Raw genomic sequence first — 20,693 nt, 5'->3', positions numbered from 1 at the left:
TCGCCGGGCGGTCCCGGGCTGCGGCGATACCCTCGGTGACGTGCCCACGCAGTCGTCCGACCACCCGTCCGTGCCGCTCGACCCGAGCGACGTCCCGCCGCTGCGCACGCTCGCGCCCGAGCCGACCGACCCGGACGCGCGCACGCTCGCGTCCGTCGTCGACGGGCTCCGCGCCGAGCTCGTCGCGTTCCGGCGCGACCTGCACGCGCACCCCGAGCTGGCACGCACCGAGGAGCGGACGACCCGGCTCGTGGCGGAGCGGCTGCGGGCCGCGGGGCTGACGCCCCACGTGCTGCCGGGCTCCGGCCTGTGGTGCGACGTGGGTCCGGGCGTGGCGGCGTCGGGTGCCCGCCTGGTGGCGCTGCGCGCCGACCTCGACGGCCTGCCCGTGCCGGACACGTGCGGCCTGCCGTGGTCCTCGACGCACCGCGGGGTCGCGCACGCGTGCGGCCACGACGTCCACACGACGGCGGTCCTGGGGGCCGGCCTCGCGCTCGCCCGGCTCGCCGAGCAGGGGCTGCTCCGCACGGGCGTCAGGCTCGTGTTCCAGCCCGCCGAGGAGGTGCAGCCCGGCGGCTCGATCGACGTGATCAACGCCGGGGGCCTCGACGGCGTCGCGCAGATCTTCTCGGTGCACTGCGACCCCAAGCTCGACGTCGGGCTGGTCGGTACCCGGATCGGCCCGATCACGTCCGCGTCGGACGAGGTCACGGTGACCCTCACGGGCCCCGGCGGCCACACGTCGCGCCCGCACCTCACGGGCGACGTGGTGTTCGCGCTCGGCCAGGTCGTCACGCAGGTGCCCGCCGTGCTGGGTCGTCGGCTCGACCCGCGGTCCGGCGTCAACCTCACGTGGGGCGCGGTGCGCGCCGGCACGGTCCACAACGCGATCCCGTCGACCGGCACGGTGAAGGGGACGCTGCGGTGCCTCGACGTCCGCGCGTGGGAGCGGGCGTCGGCGGTCTTCGAGCAGGCGGTGCACGACGTCGTGCACCCGCTGGGCGTCGAGGTCGAGGTCAAGCACCAGCGCGGCGTCCCGCCCGTGGAGAACGGCGCCGAGGGCACGGGCGTGCTCGAGGCCGCGGCCCGCGACGTGCTCGGGCCCGAGTCGGTGCACCTCACCGAGCAGTCGCTGGGCGGTGAGGACTTCGCGTGGTACCTCACGAAGGTCCCGGGCGCGATGGCGCGGCTGGGCACGCGCACGCCGGGCGGGCACACGTTCGACATCCACCAGGGCGACCTGCGGGTCGACGAGCGGGCCGTCGAGGCCGGTGCGACGCTGCTCGCACGGGCCGCGCAGCTCGCCGGGCGCCGGGCGGGCGACCACGCCCCCGCGTGACGCACACCGTCTCGTAGCGCGGACGAGCGGTCCGAAGAGCGGGAACAGGTTGCGTTTTCATCACAGAACCTGCGCGGATACGGGTCGGTAACAAGAGCGTGACCTGCGGGTGCCTAGGGTCCGCAGTGATCATGCTGACCGGACCCGGACGGCGGCGGCGCGACGAGGCGTCGTCGGCACCGGTGGGCCGCGCGGCGCGACGACGAGAAGCAGGAGACAACCTGTCGTGAAGAAGATCATTCGAGTGGCCGCACTGGGTGGGGCGGTCGCCCTCGCGCTCGCGGCGTGTGGCAGTGCTCCCGAGGCGTCCGAGCCCACGGCCGGCGGCAGCGACAAGGCTGCGTCGGACTTCAAGGCCTGCATCGTCTCCGACGCCGGCGGCTTCGACGACAAGAGCTTCAACCAGCTCAGCTACGAGGGTGCCAAGGAGGCCGCCGACGCGCTCGGCGCCGACTTCGCCGAGGTCCAGTCCGACTCCGAGGCGGACTTCGCGCCCAACCTCGAGAGCCTCGTGGCCGAGAACTGCAAGACCATCGTGTCCGTCGGCTTCGCGCTGTCGGCCGCCACCGTCGAGCAGGCCAAGGCCAACCCCGACATCGACTTCATCCTGGTCGACGACGCCGCGGACAACGACTTCGACGGCCAGAAGGACGCCGAGAACGTCAAGCCGCTGCTCTACGACACGGCGCAGGCCGCGTTCCTCGCGGGCTACCTGTCGGCCGGCTACTCGGCCGGCAACGGCGTCAACAAGGTCGGCACGTTCGGCGGCCAGCCGTACCCGACCGTCACGATCTTCATGGACGGCTTCAAGCAGGGCGTCGAGTACTACAACAAGGTCAACGGCGCGTCGGTCCAGGTCATCGGCTACCAGGGCGGCGACCAGGGCTCGTTCACCGGTGGCTTCGAGGCCAACGACACGGCCAAGCAGGTCGCGGCCGGGATCATCGACCAGGGTGTCGACGTGATCCTCCCCGTCGGCGGTCCGATCTACCAGTCGGCCATGGACGCGATCGCCGACTCGGGCCGTGAGGTCGCCCTCATCGGCGCCGACGCGGACGTGTTCGACACCGACCCCTCGACGCAGGACCTCGTCCTGACCTCGATCCTCAAGAACATGAAGCTCTCGACGAACGAGGCCGTCACGGCCGCGGGCGAGGGCAAGTTCGACGCCGAGACGTACGTCGGGACGCTCGAGAACGAGGGCGTCGGCATCGCGCCGCTGCACAACTTCGAGTCGAAGGTCGACGCCGGTCTCGTCACCGAGGTCGAGGACCTCAAGCAGCAGATCATCGACGGCCAGATCCCGGTCACCTCGTACCTGGCGAAGTGATCGCGGCCTCGCACGCGTGACATGCGCCCCGGGCGGGCCGGCGACGGCTCGCCCGGGGCGTTCCACGTGCGACGATCTCCCGGACGGCGCACCGGCGCGCCACGAGCGCGCCGGCGAGCCCTCCCACCCGCACCGTCCCGAACCCCGAGGACCCCATGAAGCTCGAGCTGCGCGGCATCACCAAGCGCTTCGGCGCCCTGGTCGCCAACGACCACATCGACCTGACGGTCGAGCCCGGCGAGATCCACTGCCTTCTCGGTGAGAACGGCGCCGGCAAGTCGACGCTGATGAACGTGCTGTACGGCCTGTACCAGGCCGACGAGGGCGAGATCCTGCTGGACGACGAGGTCCAGCACTTCGCCGGCCCGGGCGACGCGATGGCCGCCGGCATCGGCATGGTGCACCAGCACTTCATGCTCATCCCGGTGTTCACGGTCGCCGAGAACGTCATGCTCGGCCACGAGCAGACCCGCGCGGGCGGGCGCCTCGACCTCGAGTCGGCGCGCACCCGGGTCCGCGAGATCGCCGACCGCTTCGGCTTCCACGTCGACCCCGACGCCGTCGTCGAGGACCTGCCCGTGGGCGTCCAGCAGCGCGTCGAGATCATCAAGGCGCTGTCGCGCGACGCGAAGGTGCTCGTGTTCGACGAGCCCACCGCCGTGCTGACGCCGCAGGAGACCGACGAGCTGATGGGCATCATGCGCCAGCTCAAGGAGAGCGGCGCCGCGATCGTCTTCATCACCCACAAGCTGCGCGAGGTCCGCGCCGTCGCCGACCGCATCACGGTCGTGCGGCGTGGCGCGATCGTCGGCGAGGCGGAGCGCACCGCGACCGACGCGCAGCTCGCGTCGCTCATGGTCGGCCGGCCCGTCGAGCTCGTCGTGCACAAGGACGCGCCCCGGCGCACCGAGGGCGGGCTGGTCGTGCAGGGCCTGCAGGTCACCGACACGCGCGGCGCCGTGCTGGTCGACGACGTGTCGTTCGAGGTGCCCGGTGGCGAGATCCTCGTGGTCGCGGGCGTGCAGGGCAACGGGCAGACCGAGCTGGCCGAGGCCCTCGCGGGTCTGCAGGACCACGTGACCGGCAGCATCCGCCTGGACGGCACCGAGCTCGTGGGCCGCACGGTCCGTCAGGTGCTCGACGCGGGCGTCGGCTACGTGCCCGAGGACCGCAACGAGGACGGGCTGGTCGGCTCGTTCACGGTCGCCGAGAACCTCGTGCTCGACCGCACCGACGGGCGGCCGTTCGTGCGCGGCGGCGCGCTGCAGCTGCGCGTCCGCGACGCGTTCGCGCGCGAGAAGGTCGAGGAGTACGACATCCGCACGCAGGGCATCGACTCGCCGGTGGGTCGCCTGTCGGGCGGCAACCAGCAGAAGGTCGTCGTCGCGCGCGAGCTGTCGCGCGACCTGCGCCTGCTCGTGGCGGCCCAGCCGACGCGCGGCGTCGACGTCGGCTCGATCGAGTTCATCCACAAGCGGGTCGTCGAGACCCGGGACGCGGGCGTGCCCGTCGTCGTCGTCGCCACCGAGCTCGACGAGGCGGTCGCGCTCGGCGACCGGATCCTCGTCATGTACCGCGGTCGCGTCGTCGGCATCGTCCCGTCCGACACCCCGCGCGACGTCCTCGGCCTCATGATGGCCGGCGTCGCACCGAGCGAGGGAGAGGTCGCGTGAGCGAGCCGAAGCACCCGGCGCGCGCGGACGCCACGTCCGGCGCCGTGCCCCAGGTGGTCGCACCCGACGCGGGCGGCGACGACGCGGGCCCGCCCGCGGTCGCGCGCGACACCCGCTGGATCGACGCGCTCGTGCGCATCACGTCGGGCGGGTGGCTGGTGTCCCTGGGCGCCGTCGTGCTCGCGGTCCTGGCGGGCTCCGTCATGATCGCGTTCACCGACGAGGGCGTGCAGGAGGCGTCGTCGTACTTCTTCGCGCGGCCCGGCGACACGCTCGCCGCGATCGGGCAGGCCGTCGGCGGTGCGTACTCGGCGCTGTTCCGCGGCGCGGTCTACAACTACACGGCCGACTCGTTCGTGCAGGGCATCCGCCCGCTGACGCAGTCGCTCACGTACGCGACGCCGCTGATCGTCGCGGGCCTCGGCCTCGCGATCGCGTTCCGGTCCGGCCTGTTCAACATCGGCGGCCAGGGGCAGATGCTCGTCGCTGCGGCGGCCGCCGGCTGGGTCGGCTTCGCGGTCGACCTGCCCGCGGGTCTGCACGTCATCGTCGCGCTCGTGGCGGGCGTCGCGGCCGGTGCGCTGTGGGGCGCCCTCGCTGGGGTCCTCAAGGCCACCACGGGTGCGCACGAGGTGATCGTCACGATCATGCTCAACTACGTCGCGTTCTACCTGCTGTCGTACCTGCTGGCCACGCCCGGCCTGCTGCAGGCGCCCGGGTCCGCCAACCCGAAGACGCCGCCGATGGCCGAGACCGCGCTGCTGCCGCGCCTGCTGGGGCCCTCGTTCCGGCTCCACCTGGGCTTCCTGCTCGCGCTCGCCGCGGTGTTCCTCGCGTGGTGGCTGCTCGAGCGCTCCAGCCTGGGCTTCTCGCTGCGCGCGGTGGGGGAGAACCCGAGCGCCGCGCGCGTCGCCGGCATCGACGTGTCGCGCTCGACGGTCATGGCGATGCTGGTCAGCGGTGCGCTCGTCGGCCTCGCCGGCAGCACGCAGGTGCTCGGCCTCATCACGACGGGCTTCAGCTACGACATCGACGCCGGGATCGGCTTCGACGCGATCACGGTCGCGCTGCTCGGGGGGTCCAACCCCGTCGGCGTGCTGTTCGCCGGGCTGCTGTTCGGCGGGTTCAAGGCCGGCGGCTCCGTCATGCAGGCGTCCGAGGGCATCCCGATCGAGATCGTCCTGGTCGTGCAGTCCCTGATCGTCCTGTTCATCGCGGCGCCGCCGCTGGTGCGCGCGGTCTTCCGGCTCCCGCAGCCGGGCCGCCGCTCACCCGCCAAGGCCCGCCGTCTCGGCGCCGCGCGCCGCCAGGAGGTGCAGCGATGAGCACGACGACGGTGGAGCCCGTGCCCGCTCCCGACGAGGTCGTCGAGCCGCGGCTCGTGACGGTCGTGTCCCGCAAGGTGCCCGTGGTGCTCGCGGTCGTGACCGCGCTGTTCGCGCTGCTGGTCGCGACCCGCCCCCGCACGGGCGACGCGACGTTCCGGCTCTCGAGCTCGGGCGACCTGGTCGCGCTGCCGAGCGTCGACCTGCCGGGCACCGCGACCGCGTGGGTCGTGATCGTGGTCATGGCCGTGCTCGCGGCCCTCGCGTTCGTCCGCGTCGCGCGTCAGCGGAAGGTCCCGACGTGGGTCTCGGCGCTGTTCGCCGTGCTGTTCCTCGTCGGGTTCCTCGCGTGGGCCGCCGCCGGCAGCGCCAACGACGTGCCGCTCGTGCGCGTCATCGGCGGCTCGGTGCTGCTCGCCGTCCCGATCGTCTTCGGTGCGCTCGGCGGCGTGATCGGGGAGCGCGTCGGCGTCGTCAACATCGCGATCGAGGGTCAGCTCCTCGCGGGCGCGTTCTGCGCGGCCGTCGCGGGGTCCGTCACGGGCAGCCCGTGGGCGGGCGTCGTCGCGGCGATCGTCGCGGGCGTCCTCGTCTCGCTCGTGCTGGGCGTGTTCACGATCACCTACAAGGTCAACCAGGTGATCGTCGGCGTCGTGCTCAACGTGCTCGTGATCGGCGTGACGAGCTTCCTGTACTCGCAGGTGCTCGTCTCGAACCCCGAGCTCAACAGCACCACGCGGTTCTCGAACGTCGCGATCCCCGGCCTGTCGCACATCCCCGTGATCGGCCCGTCGCTGTTCAACCAGTCGCTGATCGTCTACCTCATGTACCTCGTGGTGCCGGGCGTCTGGTACGCGCTGTACCGCACGCGCTGGGGTCTGCGGGTCCGCGCGGTCGGGGAGCACCCGAAGGCGGCGGACACGGTCGGCATCAAGGTCGAGCGGACGCGGTACCTCGCCCTCATGGTCGCGGGCGCGATCGCGGGCATCGGCGGCGCGTTCTACACGGTCGTCTCGGTGTCGAGCTTCGGCAAGGAGATGACCGCGGGCGCGGGCTTCATCGCGCTGGCCGCCGTCATCTTCGGCAAGTGGGACCCGATCCGGGCGGCCCTCGCGGCGCTGCTCTTCGGCTTCGCCTCGAACCTCGAGGGTGCGCTGAGCATCGTCGGGGCACCGGTGCCCAGCCAGTTCATGCTCATGCTGCCGTACGTCGTGACGTTGCTGGCCGTCGCGGGGCTCGTCGGGCGCTCGCGCGCCCCGGCGGCCACCGGCCAGCCGTACGTCAAGGAGTGAACCGAGGAGTGGACATGGCGAGCACGACGCAGGCCGTCGACTGGGACGGCCTGCGTGCCGCGGCACGCGACGCGATGACCCGGGCGTACGCCCCCTACTCCCGGTTCCCGGTGGGGGTGGCGGCGCTCGTGGACGACGGCCGGGTGGTCGTCGGGTGCAACGTCGAGAACGCGTCGTACGGGGTCGGCCTGTGCGCCGAGTGCAGCCTCGTGTCGATGCTGCACGTCACCGGGGGCGGCCGGCTCGTGGCGTTCACGTGCGTCGACCAGCACGGCAACGTGCTGGCGCCGTGCGGCCGCTGCCGGCAGCTGCTGTTCGAGCACGGGGGACCCGACCTGCTGGTCGAGACCGTGCGTGGCGTCCGACCCATGAGCGAGGTGCTGCCCGACGCGTTCGGGCCGACCGACCTCGTGGAGCGCGGCGCCGACCAGGACCAGGAGGAGAAGTCATGACCGAGGCGTTCGACGCCGTCGACGTGATCGTCGCCAAGCGCGACGGCCACCGGCTCACCGACCCGCAGATCGACTGGGTGATCGACGCGTACACGCGCGGCGTGGTCGCCGACGAGCAGATGTCCGCGCTCGCGATGGCGATCCTGCTCAACGGCATGGACCGCGCGGAGATCGCCCGGTGGACCGCGGCGATGATCGCGAGCGGCGAGCGCATGGACTTCTCGGGCCTGTCGCGCCCGACCTCGGACAAGCACTCGACCGGCGGTGTGGGCGACAAGATCACGCTGCCGCTGGCCCCGCTCGTCGCGGTGTTCGGCGTGGCCGTCCCGCAGCTGTCGGGACGCGGCCTGGGCCACACCGGCGGCACGCTCGACAAGCTCGAGTCCATCCCCGGCTGGCGCGCCGCGCTCAGCAACGACGAGATGATGCGCCAGCTCGAGGACGTCGGCGCGGTCATCTGCGCCGCGGGCTCGGGCCTGGCACCCGCCGACCGCAAGCTGTACTCGCTGCGCGACGTCACCGGGACCGTCGAGGCGATCCCGCTCATCGCGAGCTCGATCATGAGCAAGAAGATCGCCGAGGGCACGGGCTCGCTCGTGCTCGACGTCAAGGTCGGCTCGGGCGCGTTCATGAAGGACGCGGACCGGGCGGGCGAGCTCGCGCGGACGATGGTCGAGCTCGGCACCGACGCGGGCGTGCGGACCGTCGCGCTGCTCACCGACATGTCGACGCCGCTCGGCCTCACCGCGGGCAACGCGCTCGAGGTGCGCGAGTCGGTCGAGGTGCTCGCGGGCGGCGGACCCGCCGACGTGGTCGAGCTGACCGTCGCGCTCGCGCGCGAGATGCTCGACGCCGCCGGGCGCCCCGACGCGGACCCCGAGGCGGCGCTGGCCGACGGTCGGGCGATGGACGTGTGGCGCCGCATGATCGCCGCGCAGGGCGGCGACCCCGACGCGACGCTGCCCGTCGCGCGCGAGACCGAGCAGGTGCTCGCGGAGCGTGACGGCGTGCTGACGACGCTCGACGCGTACGCCGTGGGCATCGCGGCGTGGCGCCTGGGTGCCGGCCGCGCGCGCAAGGAGGACCCGGTGCAGGCCGGTGCGGGCGTCGAGATCCACGCGCGCCCGGGCGACACCGTGCGGGCCGGTCAGCCGCTGCTGACGCTGCACACCGACACCCCGGAGCGGTTCGGGCGCGCGCGCGAGGCGCTCGTGGGCGGCGTGGTCGTCGACCCTGACGGCGTGGCGGGCGAGCGGACGCCGCTCGTGCTCGACCGGGTCGCGGTGGGCTGATCCCTCCCGTCCCCGGGGCCCCACGGGTCCCGGGGACGGCCGGGCGTCCCGGCCCGGGGCGTCGCCGGGCTCGGCGGGCAGAGGTCGCGGCGTCCCCGTGGGCGAGCCACGATGGAGGACGTCCGTCGCCGACGACCACGAGGAGGAGCCATGAGCACCGTCCCCGGACCGCAGTCCTGGAGCGACGCGGGGCTGGTCCCCGTCGACCCGCAGCAGCCGCTGCGCCTGACCGACACCGACGAGGGCGACGCGCCGGACGAGCGCGACGCCGAGGAGTACGCACCCGCCGTGCCACGCGCCGACCTCGAGGGGGCGGCCGACGAGGCCGACGTGGTGGACCAGGCGGCCGAGGTGCCGCTCGACGAGGACGAGGAACACGACGCGTGACACCGCTGGACAGGCCCGACGGCCCCGAGCACGACCTCGACGCGACGCTGCGCGCGCTGCCGAAGGTGCTGCTGCACGACCACCTGGACGGCGGTGTTCGGCCGGCGACGGTCGTCGAGCTGTCCGCCGAGGTCGGGCACGCGCTGCCCACCACGGACCCCGACGCGCTGGGGCGCTGGTTCGTCGAGGCCGCGGCCTCGGGGTCGCTGCCGCGCTACCTCGAGACGTTCGAGCACACGCTCGCCGTGATGCAGACCGCGGACGGCCTGCGCCGCGTGGCCCGGGAGGCGGCGCTCGACCTCGCCGCCGACGGCGTCGTGCACGCCGAGCAGCGGTACGCGCCCGAGCAGCACCAGCGGGCCGGGCTCACGCTGCAGCAGGTCGTCGACGCGGTGCGCGAGGGATTCGCCGAGGGCGAGGCGCAGGCGCGTGCGCAGGGCCACGAGATCCGCGTCGTGCAGGTGCTGTCGGCGATGCGCCAGGCGGACCGCGCCGACGAGATCGCGGCGCTCGCGCTCGCGAACCGGGACGCGGGCGTCGTCGGGTTCGACATCGCGGGGCCCGAGGACGGCTTCCTGCCGTCGCTGCACGCGTCCGCGTTCCGGACGGTGCGCGAGGCGAGCTTCCCCGCGACGGTGCACGCCGGCGAGGACGGCGGGCTGGACTCGATGGCCGACGCGCTGCACGTCGCGGGCGCGCTGCGCCTGGGGCACGGGGTGCGCATCGCCGACGACGTCCGGGTGGACGACGACGGCACGCCTCACCTGGGCCGCCTGGCGCACTGGGTGCGCGACCGGCGCGTCCCCCTCGAGGTGTGCCCGTCGTCGAACCTCCAGACGGGTGCCGCGGCGTCGGTCGCCACGCACCCCGTCACGACGCTGCTCCGCGCGGGCTTCGAGGTCACCGTCAACACCGACAACCGGCTGCAGTCCGGCACGTCGCTGTCGCGTGAGCTCGGCCTGCTCGTCCGCGAGGCCGGGTGGACGCTCGACGACGTCCTGGCCGTCACCGTGACCGCGGCCCGCCACACGTTCCTGCACGAGGACGAGCGCCGCGCGCTCGTCGACCGCATCGTCCGCCCGGCACGTACGTCGGGCACCGTGAGCCCCGGGAGGCACCGCGCATGACCACCGACCCCACCACCGACGCGACCGCCGGGCCCGCCGTGACCCGGCAGCCGCTCGACGCCGTGGCGCTCGCGCGCCTCGTGGACCACACCCTCCTCAAGCCCGAGGCGACGCGGGCCGACGTCGACGCGCTGATCGCCGAGGGCGTCCGCCTGGGCGTCTACTCGGTGTGCATCTCGCCGTCCTTCCTGCCGGTCGAGGTGCCCGTGGGCCTCGACGGTGCCCCGGACCTGCAGGTCGCGACCGTCTGCGGCTTCCCGTCGGGCAAGCACCACAGCGACGTCAAGGCCGCCGAGGCCGCGCGTGCCGTGCGGGACGGTGCGCACGAGGTCGACATGGTCATCGACGTCGGCGCGGCCAAGGAGGGCCGCTTCGCGGACGTCGAGGCGGACATCCGCGCCGTGCGCGAGGCCGCGCCCGCGCCGACGCTGCTCAAGGTCATCATCGAGTCGGCGGCGCTGACCGACGACGAGATCGTGGCCGTGTGCCGCGCGTCGGAGGCCGCGGGAGCCGACTTCGTCAAGACGTCGACCGGGTTCCATCCCGCGGGCGGGGCCAGCGTGCACGCGGTCCGGCTCATGGCGCAGACCGTCGGCGGGCGGCTGGGCGTCAAGGCGTCGGGCGGGGTCCGGACGGCGGCGGACGCGCTCGCGATGGTCGAGGCGGGCGCGACGCGCCTCGGCCTGTCGGGGACGGCCGCGGTGCTCGCGGGCGTCACGGCGGACGGCGACTACTGACCTGCCCGACGGATGAGAGGGGCGTGAGAGTTCGCCCCTCTCCCGGGTGAAATTCGTTCGATCCGGACGAATCGGGCGTCGAAGTCCCTCTCGGCGGCGACGATGGTGGACGGTCGTCCGGCTGGCGCACGCCGGCCGGCGGCCGACACGTCCGCAGCAGCACCCGGTCGCAGGACCCACGGCGTGCGCGACCGGGAGGGAGACGCACGCGCATGGGCCCGATCAGGCGTGGCGCGCTCGTGGTCGTGCTCGTGCTGGCCTTCGGGCTGGGGGCCGCGCTGGCCTCGGCGATCGGGGAGGGCGACGGGTCCGCGCGGGCCGTCGTGGTCCCCGACGGCTGGCAGGACGCATGGGCCGTCGGCCACGTGCTCGAGGGCGACGCGGTCGCGCTCGCCTGGGGCGACCTCGCGGGGGACGACCCCGCCTCGGCGCCGCCGCACCTGCGCTTCGACCCCGAGGCGACGCTCGCGCAGCTCGAGGCCCTGCACACGCTCGACGTCGAGACGCTCGGGCTCGGCGCGCACGACGGGCCGCTCGCGGCCCGCAAGCTGCTCGTGGTCGTCGAGGGCACGTGGTCGCGCGGGCCCGGCGCGGCGCCGCAGGGACCCGTGCCGCCGGCCGACGGCGGGCTCTCCGCCGCCGTCGACGCCGTGCCCCCGACGCACGGCGCCGTCGTCGACGGCGTCGGCCTGCTGCGCGTCGTCCCGGCCGTGCTGCCGCCGCAGGGGGCGGGCGGAGCGGCGGCCTCCCCGAGCACCGTGGCACCGCGGACGACCGTGCCCGCCGGGACGTCCTGGGAGCTCGCGCGGGGCGTGGCCGAGACCGTCCAGCACCTCACCTCCGCGGCGCACCGGGGCGGACCCGCCCCGGAGGCGGCCGCGAGCCTGCGGGCGGCGGGCTCGGCGTACCTCGCGACGCTCGCGGTCCCGACCCGCGTCGCCGACGCGGCGGACCAGGTGCACGCGCCGCAGCTCGCGTGGGGCAGCCCGCGGCTCGGCGCGTCCGGCTGGCTGCTCCTCCAGCAGCTCGCGTCGCGGTCCACGCCCACGCTCCTGCGGGACCTGTGGACCCGGTCGCTCGACACGGAGCAGGTCCTCGACGCGTACGCGCGCCTGACGTCGTCGGACGCCGCCGCGCTCAACCGCCGCGTCGCGCAGTACGCGCTGCGGGCCGCCGTCGGCGACGTCGGCGGCGCAGGTGCACCGGGTGCGGTGCTCGCGGACCTCGACCCCGTCCTGCTGGCCCACCGCACGACCCCCGTCGACCCGGTGCCGGACGACCCGGGGCACTACCGCGTGCTCGGGACGTTCGCACCGGCCGCGTACGGCTACACGGTGGTGCGGCTCGCGCCCGACGGGACGGGCGACGTGACCGTGCGCGTCCGGGGGCACGCCGACGCCCTCCCGGGGACGGACGCCGGCTGGAGCTTCGGCCTGGTGGCCGTCGGGCCCGACGGCCCGCGCTACAGCCCCGTCACCGAGACCGCCGACGCGCAGCTGACGTTCACGCCGCGCGACGGCGAGGACGAGCTCTACCTGGTGGTCACCGCGACACCCGCCACCGTCGCGCCCACGGCACCGGCAGGGTTCGCGTCGACGGCGAGGTACCCGTACGAGTTCCGCGTCGCGGGGGCGGGCGTCGTCGACCCCACGACGCTCGACGTCGCGGGCGGGCACCGGCACGCGAACGGCGGCGGGTGGGTCGACGACCGCGCGACGGTCGACCCCGACGCCTGGGTCGGACCGGGCGCCGTGGTGCGGGGCGACGCGGTCGTCGGGCCCGGCGTCCGCCTCGAGGGCCGCGCGTGGGTCCAGGGCGGCGCCGAGCTCAGCGGCGACGTGCTCGTGCGGGACGTCGCGGTCGTGCGCCCGACGGCACGGCTCTCGGGCACGGTCGTCGTGGGGGGCGACGCGGTCGTCGGGTTCGCGTGCGACGCCGGCACCTACACGGCGTACCGCGCGGGGGCCGCGTGCGACCCCGCGAGCGCCGACACCGACGTCAACCCCGCGGTCACGCCCTTCGCCCCGGGCGAGCTCGTGCTCGACCTCCCGAGCCCGACGTCCGAGCCGTCGCCCGCCCCGTCGGCCACCGAGGAGCCCGCGGCGTCGACCGCGAGCCCAGCGCCGACCTCGCCCCCGCCGTCGCCCGCGGCGACGACCGAGCCGGGCGTCGCCGCGCCGCCCGCGGCGGTGCCGGCCGGCGCCTGCACGGCGACGTACGAGCTGCTCAACGCCTGGCCCGGCGGCTTCCAGGCGCAGGTCGTCGTCACCGCGACCGCGCCCGACCTGCGCGGCTGGACGGTGTCGTGGACCCGCCCCGGCGGCGTCGAGATGAGCGACGACACGTGGGGCGCGGCCTTCACCTACAGCGGGGACGCGGTCACCGCGGACAGCCTGTCCTGGAACGGTGCGGTCGCGCAGAGGCAGTCGGTGACGTTCGGGTTCAACGCGGCCGCGCAGGACGCGCCGACGGGCCTGCCCGGGCTGCGCTGCTCGCGCACCGGCTGACCCGACGTCCGGGGGCGTCGTGCCCCCGGACGCCGGTCAGGCGTCAGGCCGCGTCGAGGCCCAGGGCCGTGCGCACGTCGTCGGCGACCTGCGCGAGCTGCTCGCGTGCGGCGCGGTGCGCGGCGTCGAGCGCGTCGCGGTCGGCGTCGTGCGCGACGGGCACGATCACCTCCAGGTAGGCCTTGACCTTGGGCTCGGTGCCCGACGGGCGCACGACGACGCGCGTGCCGTCCGCCGTGAGCAGCCGGATGCCGTCGGTGGGCGGCAGGCCGCCACGGTCCTCGTCGGTACCGGCGGCGAGGTCGACCACCTCGACGACGGGGGACCCCGCGAGGTGCGCGGGCGGGGCCTCGCGCAGCGTCGTCATGGTCGCCCCGATGCGGCTCAGGTCGGCGAACCGTGCGCTCACCTGGCTGGTCGCGTGCAGGCCGTGCGCGCGGGCCAGGTCGTCCAGCGCGTCGAGGAGCGTGCGGCCCTGCGCGGCGAGCCGGGCCGCGAGGTCGCACACGCGCACCGCGGCCGAGATGCCGTCCTTGTCGCGCACGTGCGCGGGGTCCACGCAGTAGCCGAGCGCCTCCTCGTAGCCGAACACGAGACCCTCGGCGCGCGAGATCCACTTGAAGCCCGTGAGGGTCGACGTGAAGCGCAGCCCGGCGTCCTGCGCGATCGCCGCGAGCAGGCGCGAGGACACGATCGAGCACGCGAGCGTCGCGTCGGGGTCGGCACCGCCCTCGACCGCGCGCGCGGCGGCGTCGGCCCCGAGCAGCGCCCCGACCTCGTCCCCGGTGAGCATGCGCCAGCCGTCGGCCTGCGGGGTCTGCGGGCCGACCGACGGCACGTGCGCGCGCGGGTCGCGCACGGCGGCGGCGCAGCGGTCCGCGTCCGGGTCGACGGCCACGACCAGGTCGGCGTGCGTCGCCGCCGCGAGCGCGAGCGCGAGGTCCGTGGCGCCCGGCTCCTCGGGGTTCGGGAACGCGACGGTCGGGAAGTCCGGGTCGGGGTCGGCCTGCTCGGGCACGAGCGTCACGTCGGGGAAGCCGGCGCGGGCCAGGACGTCCTGCGCGACCGCACCGCCCACGCCGTGCAGCGGCGTCAGCACGACCGTGAGGGCGGCGCGCGCCGCGGCGTCGCCGCCGGGGGCCACCGCCGCCGCCGCGGCGGCGTACGCGTCGACGACGTCGTCACCGAGCGTGGTCCAGCCCGACGTCGCGCGCGGCACCGACGCGACCGACGGCACGCGCGCGATGGCCGCGGCGATCGCCGAGTCCGCGGGCGGCACGATCTGCGCACCCTGCCCCGCGCCCGTGACGACGCGTCCGCCCAGGTAGACCTTGTAGCCGTTGTCCCGCGGCGGGTTGTGCGAGGCCGTCACCATGACGCCGGCGTCGGCGTCGAACCGGCGCACGGCCGACGCGAGCACGGGGGTCGGCAGGGGTCGCGGCAGCAGCAGGACCTCGATGCCGACGGCGGTCATGACCTCGGCCGTGTCGAGCGCGAACCGGTGCGAGTTGTGGCGGGCGTCGTACCCCACGACGACGCGCGGCGCGGGCGTGGCACCCTCGAGCTCGCCCACGAGGAAGTCGGCCAGGCCCGCCGCGGCCCGGATCACGACGGCCCGGTTCATGCGGTGCGGGCCGCCCGCGAGCTCGCCGCGCAGCCCCGCGGTGCCGAACTGCAGCAGGCCCGAGAAGCGGTCCTCGAGCTCGGCGCGCGCGGCCTCGGCGTCGGCCCGCACGAGGTCGGCGGCCGTCTCGGTCGCGGCGTCCTCGGGCGTCTCGCGCGCCGTGCGGAGCAGCGCCGTGAGCTCGTCGGCCGTCGCGGGGTCGGGATCGTCGGCGATCCACGCCTCCACGTCGTCGACCAGGCGCGCCCACGCGTCGCGGTCGTCGGTGCCGGGGCGGTCGTCTGCGGGTGCCGTCGGCGCGTCGCCGCGGAGCACGTCGTCGTGGTCGGAGCTGCTCACCCCTCCAACCTACTGGCCGGTACGCGTGCGTCGCGCCGGACCCGCGGGTCCGGCGCGACGCACCGCGTCACACGCGTCGGACGACGTCCGCGAGCAGCGCGCTGATGCGCGGACCGGCGGCACGCCCGGCCTCGAGCACCTCGGCGTGGTCGAGCGGCTCGGGGCTGATGCCCGCGCCGAGGTTCGTGACGAGGGAGATGCCGAGCACCTCCAGGCCCGCGTGCCGCGCGGCGATCGCCTCGAGCGTCGTCGACATGCCGACGAGGTCGCCGCCGATGCGGCCCGCCATCTGCACCTCGGCCGGGGTCTCGTAGTGCGGCCCGGGGAACTGCACGTACACGCCCTCGTCGAGGCTCGCGTCGACCTCGCGCGCCACGGCGCGCAGCCGCGGGGAGTACAGGTCGGTGAGGTCGACGAACGTCGCGCCCTCGAGCGGCGACGTCGCCGTGAGGTTGATGTGGTCGCGGATCAGCACGGGCGTGCCCGGTCCCCACGCGAGGTTGAGCCCGCCGCAGCCGTTGGTGAGGACGATCGTCGAGGCACCCGTCGCGGCCGCAGTGCGCACGCCGTGCACGACGCGCCGCACGCCGCGGCCCTCGTACAGGTGCGTGCGCGAGCCGAGCACGAGCGCGAACCGGTCGGGTCGCTGCCCGTCGCCCGCGATGCGGATCGAGCGCAGCGTGCCGACGTGCCCCTGCACGGCGGGACGCGAGAAGCCGGGCACCTCGTGGCTCGGCAGCTCGGCGACCGTCTCGCCCAGCAGGTCGGCCGCGCCGCCCCAGCCGGAGCCGAGCACGAGCGCGACGTCGTGGCGCTCGACACCCGTGCGGGCGGCGATCACCTCCGCCGCGCGGCGGGCGACCTCGAACGGGTCGGTCGTGGGGTCGTCGAGGTCGGGGACAGCGCCGCCGGTGAGGTCGTGCGCGGGGGAGACGTCGGTCATGGGCCCAGGCTAGTCGCGGGGCCGGGCGGCGGTCCGTCGGGCAGGATGGGACGGTGACCAGCCACGCGCCCGCCGCCGCCCCCGACGAGCCGACCACCCCCGCCGCGACCGCGGCGTCGACCGTGCGCCCGTCGCCCGACGCGCCGTCCGCGGGCCGTGTGGTCGTCGTCGGCGGCGGCCCCGGCGGCTACGAGGCCGCGCTCGTCGCGCGGCGCCTCGGGGCGCAGGTCACGGTCGTCGAGCGTGCCGGCCTCGGCGGGTCGGCGGTGCTGACCGACGTCGTGCCGTCCAAGACCCTCATCGCGACGGCCGAGTGGATGACCATCGCCGACCGCGCGCCCGAGCTGGGCATCCGCACCGACGGGCTCGCCGACGCGGACGGGGCCGGCTCGCCGGCCGACCTGCTGCGGCACCGCATCGACCTGGCCGCCGTCAACGCGCGCGTGCGGACGCTCGCGGCCGCGCAGTCCGACGACATCCGTGCGCGTCTCGCGCGCGAGGGCGTCGACATCGTCGCGGGCACGGGGCGCCTGCTCGACCCCGAGCACGTCGCGGTGACCGAGGCCGACGGCCGCGAGCGCGTGCTCGACGCCGACGTCGTGCTCGTCTCCACCGGTGCGACGCCCCGCGTGCTGCCCGACGCCCGCCCCGACGGCGAGCGCATCCTCACGTGGACGCAGCTGTACGACCTCACCGAGCTGCCGCAGCGCCTGGTCGTCGTCGGGTCCGGCGTGACCGGCGCCGAGTTCGCGGGCGCGTACACGTCGCTGGGTGCGGACGTCGTGCTCGTGTCGAGCCGGGACCGCGTGCTGCCCGGGGAGGACGCCGACGCGGCCGAGCTCATCGAGCGCGTGTTCCGGCAGCGCGGCATGACGGTGATGTCGCGCTCGCGGGCGTCGTCGGCACGGCGCACCGCGGACGGCGTGGTCGTGACGCTCGAGGACGGGCGCACGGTCGAGGGCTCGCACGTGCTGTTCGCGGTCGGCTCGGTGCCCACCACGCGCGGGATCGGGCTCGAGGAGGCCGGCGTACGGCTCACGCCGTCGGGGCACGTCGAGGTCGACAAGGTCTCGCGCACCAACGTGCGGGGCGTGTACGCCGCGGGCGACTGCACGGGCGTGCTGCCGCTCGCGTCGGTCGCCGCGACGCAGGGCCGCATCGCGATGTCGCACGCGCTGGGCGACGCCGTGCGGCCGCTGCAGCTGCGTGGCATCTCCGCGAACATCTTCACGGCACCCGAGATCGCGACCGTCGGGATCCCCGAGTCGGTGCTCCAGGAGCGCGGCACGCACTACCGCACGAGCATGCTGCCGCTGTCGCGCAACCCGCGCGCCAAGATGCTGGGCGTCCGCGACGGTTTCATCAAGCTGTTCGCGCACGCCGGCACGGGCACCGTGCTGGGCGCGGTGGTGGTGGGGCCGCGCGCGAGCGAGTCGGTGTTCCCCCTGACGCTCGCCGTGACGCACCGGCTCACGGCCGACCAGGTCGCCGAGGCGTCGACCGTCTACCCGTCGATGTCGGGGACGATCGGCGAGGTCGCGCGCATGCTGCACCAGCGCACCGAGGACTGAGCACCGAGCACCCGCTCGCACGAGCGTCGGCCGGGCGCCGGGCGCCGTGGTGCGGCCCCGGGTCAGCCCAGCAGCGTGTCGCCCCAGAACGGCCCGTCGGCGGTCACGACGGCCCCGCCGTCGGCGCCCGTGGGCAGCGACGCGACGCCGGGCGGCACCGCGTACAGCCCCGACCCGGTGTGCTGCAGGTACTCCTGCAGCCGGTCCTCGCGTGACATGCGCGCCTGCATCGGCACGTACTGCGTGCGCGGGTCCCGCACGAACGCGAGGAAGAACAGCCCCGCGTCGAGCCGACCCAGCGCGTCGTTGCCGTCGGTGAAGTTGTAGCCGCGGCGCAGCATGCGGGCGCCGCCGTTGTGCGACGGGTGCGCGAGCGCGACGTGCGAGTCCACGGGGATGAGCGGCTGCCCGCCGCGGCCCTCGCGCGTGAAGTCGGGGTCGGAGCGCTCCTCGCCGCCCGACAGCGGCGCGCCCTCGGCCTTGGTGCGGCCGACGACGGCCTCCTGCTCGCGCAGCGAGGACCGGTCCCACGTCTCGATCGTCATGCGGATGCGTCGCGCGACGAGGTAGCTGCCGCCGGCGAGCCAGTCCGCCGCCGCGTCGTCGCCCGGCTGGACCCACACGTGGTCGTCGAGCGCGGTGGTCTCCTCCGCCATGACGTTCGCGGTGCCGTCCTTGAAGCCGAACAGGTTGCGCGGCGTGCGCTGCGCGGTGCTGGTCGACGACGTGCGGCCGTACCCGAGCTGCGCCCAGCGCAGCGTCGCGGCGCCGAAGGCCGCGCGCGACAGGTTGCGGATCGCGTGCACCGCGACCTGGGGGTCGTCGGCGCAGGCCTGCACCACGAGGTCGCCGTCGCACCGCGCGGGGTCGAGCGCGTCGCCCGCGAACTGCGGCAGCACGACGAGCGCGGCCGGCAGCCGGTCGGCGAGACCGAACCGGTCGACGCCCGGCGCGCCGTCCGGCCCCGGCGTGCCGACGAACAGCGACCGGCCGAACCCGACCGTGACCGTCAGGCCCGCGGGCGGCAGGTCGAGCGCCTCACCCGTGTCGTCCGGCGGTGCGTCGTACGGGCCCGAGGTGGGCCCGAGCGGTCCGGCGGGCAGGCCCTGCGTGAGCCGGGCCGCCATGACCGTCCAGCGGCGCAGCAGGTCGACGAGCTCGCCGCGGTCGGTCGTCGTGAGGTCGAACGCCGCCGCGTACAGCCGGTCCTGCGCGGGCGTCACGACGCCCGCCTGGTGCGGTCCGGTGAACGCGTAGGTGCGCGTGGCCGGGGACGCCGGCGGAGCCGCGGTCGGTGCGGGGGCCGTCGCGCGCCCCGCGCCGAGCCCGGCCAGGCCCGCGCCGACGGCGACCGCCCCGCCCCATCCCAGCAGCGCGCGGCGGCTCACGCCGTGCGGCGACGCGCCCGCCGGGGGTGCGGCGGAGCCGTCCTGCGCAGGCTGCGGGTCGGGGACGGGGCGGGTCGCGTCGGTCACGGCGTCACGCGCTCGTGACGGTGGTGGTCAGGCGCGACAGCGGCTCGGACAGCGCGTCGACCGCGGCCGCGAGCTCGCGGACCTGCGGCTCGGTGAGCGTGTCGTAGCCGACGAAGCCGGCGTCGACCGAGCCGTGCTGCGCGAGCAGCTTCTCGAGGGCGGCGAACCGCTCGTCGAGCTGGGTCGCGAGGTCGGCGTCCTGCTCGCGGACGACGTCCTGCACGACCTCGTAAGCGACGCGTGCGCCGTCGACGTTCGCGGCGAAGTCCCACAGGTCGGTGTGCGACCAGATCTCCTCCTCGCCCGTGACCTTGCCGGTCGCGACCTCGTCGAGCAGCTCCTTGGCGCCGTTGGTGATCTGGAACGCCTCGAACGTGAACGACGGGTCCGTGACGGCGTCGACGAGCTTCTGGGTGTTCGCCACGAGGTCCTGGGCGGCGGCCGCGCGTTCCTCGGTCGTCAGGGGCACGTACGCGACGCCGCCGTTCGCCTCGGGCGCCGGCTGCCACAGGTCCTTCTCGATCAGGTGCCAGCCGCTCCAGGTGTCGCCGTCCACGAGGTCGGCCTCGCGCAGGTCGAGCAGCGGGTCGAGGTCGCCGAACGACTCGGCCACGGGCTCGACGCGCTCCCAGTGCACGCGCGTCGGCGCGTACAGCTCGCGCGCCCGCGCGTCGTCGCCGGCCGCGTACGCGTCGGCGAACTCCTGCGTGCCGGCGATGAGCGTGCCGACCTGGTCCTTGACGTACGCGACGTAGGACGCCTCCGCCGCCGCGAGCTGCTCGGCGACGTCGCCCGTGGGCCCGGCGTCGGTGCCCGAGTCGGTCACGGTAAACGCCGCGCGGATGCCCTCGCCGACCATGCCGGGCTTGCAGGCCGTGAAGTAGTCGCCGGGGCGGGCCTGCACCACGAGGTCGCGCGAGATGCCGGGGCCGATGTTCTCGACCTCGGAGACGACGCGCAGGCCGTCCTCGCCCAGGAGGTAGAACTCGGTGACGTCGTCGCCGGTGTTGGTGACCGTGAACGTCAGCGTGCCGGACGGCGCCGACGTGGTGGACACGTCGCACGCGTCGGCGCTCGACGAGACGGTGATCGGGCCGCCGTCCTCGCTCGTGCCGCTCGCGGCGTCGGTGGGTGCGTTGGCGACGCACGCGGCGAGCAGCGGCAGCGTGAGGGCGGCCGTCAGGCCGCCGCGCAGCCGGGCGGAGCGGACGGTGGTGCGCGGGGTCGGGGACACGGGTCTCCTCGGGAGCGGGCGCGGGTGCGCGGGCGACGGTGCGGGG

At 75.2% G+C, this 20,693-nt stretch carries 16 protein-coding genes; 12 read left to right on the top strand and 4 right to left on the bottom strand.

All coding sequences use genetic code 11. The features are described from left to right. Positions 1-40: 40 nt before the first annotated feature. The 11 genes from ATM99_RS03430 (at position 41) to ATM99_RS03380 (ending at position 13,461) form a co-directional block, all read left to right on the top strand. Positions 41-1,339 (top strand): amidohydrolase, encoded by a 1,299-nt coding sequence (locus tag ATM99_RS03430; protein WP_082659204.1) that lies wholly within the window; start codon positions 41-43, stop codon positions 1,337-1,339. Between the two features lie 226 nt (positions 1,340-1,565). Next, positions 1,566-2,669, top strand: coding sequence for a BMP family protein (locus tag ATM99_RS03425; protein ID WP_062101532.1), 1,104 nt, complete (start codon positions 1,566-1,568; stop codon positions 2,667-2,669). Between the two features lie 155 nt (positions 2,670-2,824). Then, positions 2,825-4,342: an ABC transporter ATP-binding protein gene (locus ATM99_RS03420; RefSeq protein WP_062101531.1), complete on the top strand. Its 1,518-nt coding sequence runs from the start codon at positions 2,825-2,827 to the stop codon at positions 4,340-4,342. Continuing rightward, positions 4,339-5,667: an ABC transporter permease gene (locus ATM99_RS03415; protein ID WP_369797980.1), complete on the top strand. Its 1,329-nt coding sequence runs from the start codon at positions 4,339-4,341 to the stop codon at positions 5,665-5,667. Before ATM99_RS03420 ends, ATM99_RS03415 begins: the two co-directional genes overlap by 4 nt. Further along, on the top strand, positions 5,664-6,959 hold the full coding sequence (locus ATM99_RS03410; protein ID WP_062101530.1) for an ABC transporter permease: 1,296 nt from the start codon (positions 5,664-5,666) through the stop codon (positions 6,957-6,959). Before ATM99_RS03415 ends, ATM99_RS03410 begins: the two co-directional genes overlap by 4 nt. 14 nt (positions 6,960-6,973) lie before the next feature. Continuing rightward, positions 6,974-7,411 (top strand): cytidine deaminase, encoded by a 438-nt coding sequence (locus ATM99_RS03405; protein WP_062101529.1) that lies wholly within the window; start codon positions 6,974-6,976, stop codon positions 7,409-7,411. Then, positions 7,408-8,703: a thymidine phosphorylase gene (locus ATM99_RS03400; RefSeq protein WP_062101528.1), complete on the top strand. Its 1,296-nt coding sequence runs from the start codon at positions 7,408-7,410 to the stop codon at positions 8,701-8,703. Before ATM99_RS03405 ends, ATM99_RS03400 begins: the two co-directional genes overlap by 4 nt. Positions 8,704-8,853: 150 nt before the next feature. Further along, the gene (locus ATM99_RS03395; protein WP_062101527.1) at positions 8,854-9,090 is read left to right on the top strand and encodes a hypothetical protein; all 237 of its coding nucleotides are present in this window, start codon (positions 8,854-8,856) and stop codon (positions 9,088-9,090) included. A 5-nt stretch (positions 9,091-9,095) separates the two neighbouring features. After that, the gene (locus ATM99_RS03390) at positions 9,096-10,217 is read left to right on the top strand and encodes an adenosine deaminase (RefSeq protein WP_062101542.1); all 1,122 of its coding nucleotides are present in this window, start codon (positions 9,096-9,098) and stop codon (positions 10,215-10,217) included. After that, complete coding sequence (gene deoC, locus ATM99_RS03385; RefSeq protein ID WP_062101526.1) at positions 10,214-10,954, top strand: deoxyribose-phosphate aldolase; 741 nt, start codon at positions 10,214-10,216, stop codon at positions 10,952-10,954. The genes ATM99_RS03390 and deoC overlap by 4 nt, the downstream gene beginning before the upstream one ends. 212 nt (positions 10,955-11,166) lie before the next feature. Beyond that, entirely contained in the window at positions 11,167-13,461 is a 2,295-nt protein-coding gene (locus ATM99_RS03380) for a DUF6055 domain-containing protein (protein ID WP_062101525.1), read from the top strand. Between the two features lie 43 nt (positions 13,462-13,504). Here the strand turns inward: ATM99_RS03380 and ATM99_RS03375 are convergent, their stop codons facing one another. Beyond that, positions 13,505-15,313 carry a phospho-sugar mutase gene (locus tag ATM99_RS03375; RefSeq protein WP_223304785.1) on the bottom strand — a complete coding sequence of 603 codons (1,809 nt, stop codon included), beginning with the start codon at positions 15,311-15,313 and terminating at the stop codon, positions 13,505-13,507. Between the two features lie 178 nt (positions 15,314-15,491). Next, complete coding sequence (locus tag ATM99_RS03370) at positions 15,492-16,367, bottom strand: purine-nucleoside phosphorylase (protein ID WP_062101524.1); 876 nt, start codon at positions 16,365-16,367, stop codon at positions 15,492-15,494. 122 nt (positions 16,368-16,489) lie between these two features. Between ATM99_RS03370 and ATM99_RS03365 the strand changes: the two genes are divergently transcribed. Next, positions 16,490-17,938, top strand: a complete 1,449-nt coding sequence (locus ATM99_RS03365; protein WP_062101540.1) for an NAD(P)H-quinone dehydrogenase — start codon at positions 16,490-16,492, stop codon at positions 17,936-17,938. A gap of 62 nt (positions 17,939-18,000) precedes the next feature. Here ATM99_RS03365 and efeB read toward each other — a convergent pair whose 3' ends face one another. Next, positions 18,001-19,413 (bottom strand): iron uptake transporter deferrochelatase/peroxidase subunit, encoded by a 1,413-nt coding sequence (gene efeB, locus ATM99_RS03360; RefSeq protein ID WP_062101523.1) that lies wholly within the window; start codon positions 19,411-19,413, stop codon positions 18,001-18,003. 4 nt (positions 19,414-19,417) lie between these two features. After that, positions 19,418-20,647: an iron uptake system protein EfeO gene (efeO, locus tag ATM99_RS03355; protein WP_062101522.1), complete on the bottom strand. Its 1,230-nt coding sequence runs from the start codon at positions 20,645-20,647 to the stop codon at positions 19,418-19,420. Positions 20,648-20,693: the final 46 nt, after the last annotated feature.

This window comes from Cellulomonas sp. B6, assembly GCF_001462455.1.
Taxonomy (GTDB): Bacteria; Actinomycetota; Actinomycetes; order Actinomycetales; family Cellulomonadaceae; genus Cellulomonas.
This window is presented reverse-complemented; position numbering and strand designations above follow the sequence as displayed.